The sequence below is a fragment of the Aeromicrobium sp. PFPM2_SD2 genome, from assembly GCF_057364525.1.
Genome location: NZ_JBNFNZ010000306.1, coordinates 1 through 3,020 on the forward strand (window position 1 = coordinate 1; position 3,020 = coordinate 3,020).

3 protein-coding genes are annotated in these 3,020 nt (G+C 73.6%); 2 read left to right on the forward strand and 1 reads right to left on the reverse strand.

Translation table 11 applies throughout. The features are described from left to right. Positions 1 to 1,123: DNA repair protein RadA (gene radA / locus AC2W7G_RS12570; protein WP_485868737.1), on the reverse strand; the 1,123-nt coding region annotated here is incomplete at its 3' end. Positions 1,124 to 1,240: 117 nt separating this feature from the next. Between radA and AC2W7G_RS12575 the strand changes: the two genes are divergently transcribed. Next, on the forward strand, positions 1,241 to 2,341 hold the full coding sequence (locus AC2W7G_RS12575; RefSeq protein ID WP_485868738.1) for an S-(hydroxymethyl)mycothiol dehydrogenase: 1,101 nt from the start codon (positions 1,241 to 1,243) through the stop codon (positions 2,339 to 2,341). Further along, positions 2,341 to 2,958 (forward strand): MBL fold metallo-hydrolase, encoded by a 618-nt coding sequence (locus tag AC2W7G_RS12580; RefSeq protein WP_485868739.1) that lies wholly within the window; start codon positions 2,341 to 2,343, stop codon positions 2,956 to 2,958. Before AC2W7G_RS12575 ends, AC2W7G_RS12580 begins: the two co-directional genes overlap by 1 nt. Positions 2,959 to 3,020 lie beyond the last annotated feature (62 nt).

Here is a 3,020-nt window from a genome sequence, read left to right on the forward strand (position 1 = left end):
GCCGCCGCGAGGGCGAGCCGCCAGGTCGAACGGCCGGCTCGGCGAGCCGCGCGCCGCCCACCGTGGCGGCGTAGACGTCCTGCTTGCCCAGCGGCGCGCCGCAGTGCTTGGTGAGCACGGCCAGGATCATCGCCATGCGCGAGGAGTCGACGCCGGAGGTCGTGCGCCGTGGCGAGGGCGCGTTGGTCTCGACGGTGAGCACCTGCACCTCGGCGAGCAGCGCGCGGCGACCCTCGACGGTCACGGTGACGCAGGTGCCCGAGACCGGCTGCTCGTGCCGGGACACGAACAGGCCCGTGGGATCCGGCACCTCGACCAGGCCGCCGTCGCCGAGGTCGAAGCAGCCGATCTCGTCGACCGGGCCGAAGCGGTTCTTGATCGCGCGCAGCAGCCGCAGGCGGGAGTGCCGGTCGCCCTCGAACTGGAGCACGACGTCGACGAGGTGCTCGAGCACGCGCGGACCCGCGACCGAGCCGTCCTTGGTGACGTGGCCGACGAGCAGGGTGCCGATGTTCTCGCGCTTGGCCAGCTGGATGACCGCGGACGCCACCTCGCGCACCTGGGTGACGCCGCCGGGGACGCCCTCGACGTCGGCCGAGCCGATGGTCTGGACGGAGTCGACGATCAACAGGGTCGGACGCACCTGCTCGACGTGGGTGAGCAGGGCGCCCAGGTCGGTCTCGGCGGCGAGGTAGAGGTCGTCGTGGACGGCGCCGGTGCGCTCGGCGCGCAGCCGCACCTGGGCCGCGGACTCCTCGCCGGAGACGTACAGGACGCGCTGGCCGGTGCGGGCCCAGCGCGCGGCCGTCTCGAGCAGCAGCGTGGACTTGCCGACGCCCGGCTCGCCGGCCAGCAGCAGCACCGCGCCGGGGACGAGACCGCCGCCGAGGACGCGGTCCAGCTCGGACAGGCCGGTGGTGGCCGCCGTGGACGACTCGACGTCGATCTGGCTGATCGGACGCGCGGGGCTGCTCACGGGGGCCGCCTTGGTGCGGATCGCCGGCTGCGCGCCCTGGACGTCGACGGTGCCCCAGGCCTGGCACTCGCCGCAGCGTCCGACCCACTTGGGCGTCGTCCAGCCGCACTCGGCGCAGACGTAGGTCGGTCGAGCGGTCTTGGCCATGGCGCCACCCTAGGTCGTCGGTCCGACAGCCCCGGCGACCGTGCCGGGGCCGGTGGTCGCGGATAGCGTGGCGGGAGGGGGAGACCCCGCTCCCGCAGTCGACGAGAAGAGGCGCAGATGCAGCAGGTGAGGGCCGTCGTGGCCAGGAGCAAGGACGCACCGGTCGAGCTGGTGACCATCAACGTGCCGGACCCGGGGCCGGGCGAGGCGGTGGTGCGGATCCAGACCTGCGGGGTGTGCCACACCGACCTGCACTACGTCCAGGGCGGCATCAACGACGAGTTCCCGTTCCTGCTCGGGCACGAGGCGGCCGGCGTCGTCGAGGCCGTCGGCCCGGACGTCACCGGCGTCGCGCCCGGCGACTTCGTGGTGCTCAACTGGCGGGCGGTGTGCGGCGAGTGCCGCGCCTGCAAGCGCGGTGAGCTGCAGTACTGCTTCAACACCCACAACGCGACGCAGCGGATGACGCTCGAGGACGGCACCGAGCTGACCCCCGCGCTGGGCATCGGCGCGTTCGCGGAGAAGACGCTCGTGGCCGCGGGGCAGTGCACCAAGGTCGATCCGCAGGCGCGTCCGGCGGCCGTCGGCCTGCTCGGCTGCGGCGTCATGGCGGGCATCGGCGCGGCGATCAACACCGGCGCGCTGACCCGCGGACGCAGTGCCGCGGTCATCGGCTGCGGCGGCGTGGGCGTGGCGGCGGTCGCGGGCGCCGCGCTGGCCGGTGCCAGCCCGATCATCGCCGTCGACATCGACGCCAAGAAGCTCGAGAAGGCCAAGGAGCTCGGCGCCACGCACGTCGTGGACTCCTCGACCGAGGACCCGGTCGAGGCGATCAAGCGCATCTGCGCCGAGACCTACGAGGGCGCCGAGGGCGCGGACGTCGTCATCGAGGCGGTCGGGCGCCCCGAGACCTGGCAGCAGGCGTTCTACGCCCGCGACCTGGCCGGAGTGCTCGTGCTGGTCGGCGTCCCGACCCCGGACATGACCGTGCCGCAGATCCCGCTGATCGACGTCTTCGGACGCGGTGGGGCGCTCAAGTCCAGCTGGTACGGCGACTGCCTGCCCTCGCGCGACTTCCCGATGCTCGTCGACCTGTACCGCCAGGGCCGGCTCGACCTCGACGCGTTCGTCACCGAGGAGATCGGCATCGACGACGTCCAGGCAGCGTTCGAGCGGATGCACCACGGCGACGTGCTGCGCTCGGTGGTGGTGCTCTGATGGCCGGCGTGCGCATCGACCACGGCGTCGTCGCGGGCACGTTCAGTCTGGACGGGGAGACGTTCGACGTCGACAACAACGTGTGGGTCGTCGGTGACGACGCCGAGTGCGTCGTCATCGACGCGCCGCACGACGCGGACGCGATCCTGGAGGTGGTGGGGGACCGCACCGTCAAGGCGATCGTGTGCACCCACGCGCACGACGACCACGTCCGCGTGGCGCCGGCGCTGCGCGAGCGCACGGGCGCCCCGATCCTGCTGCACCCCGCCGAGCGTCCGCTGTGGGAGCTGACCCACGGCGCCGACGTGCGCTGGGACGAGGACCTCGCCGACGGCCAGGAGGTCGCGGTGGCCGGCACGACGCTGCGGGTGCTGCACACGCCCGGTCATGCTCCCGGCGCCGTCTGCCTGTTCGCGCCGGACCTGGGCTGCGTGTTCACCGGCGACACCCTGTTCCAGGGCGGTCCGGGCGCGACGGGACGCTCGTTCTCGGACCGGCCGACGCTCGAGGCGTCGATCCGGGCGAGCCTGTTCGCGCTGCCCGACCAGACGATCGTCCACACCGGGCACGGCGACGACACGACCATCGGCGCGGAGCGCGCGGGGCTGGACGGCTAGAGCCGCACCTCGCCCGCGGGGGTGCGCAGCCGGGCGGCCTGGATGCCGGGCAGGCCGTTCGG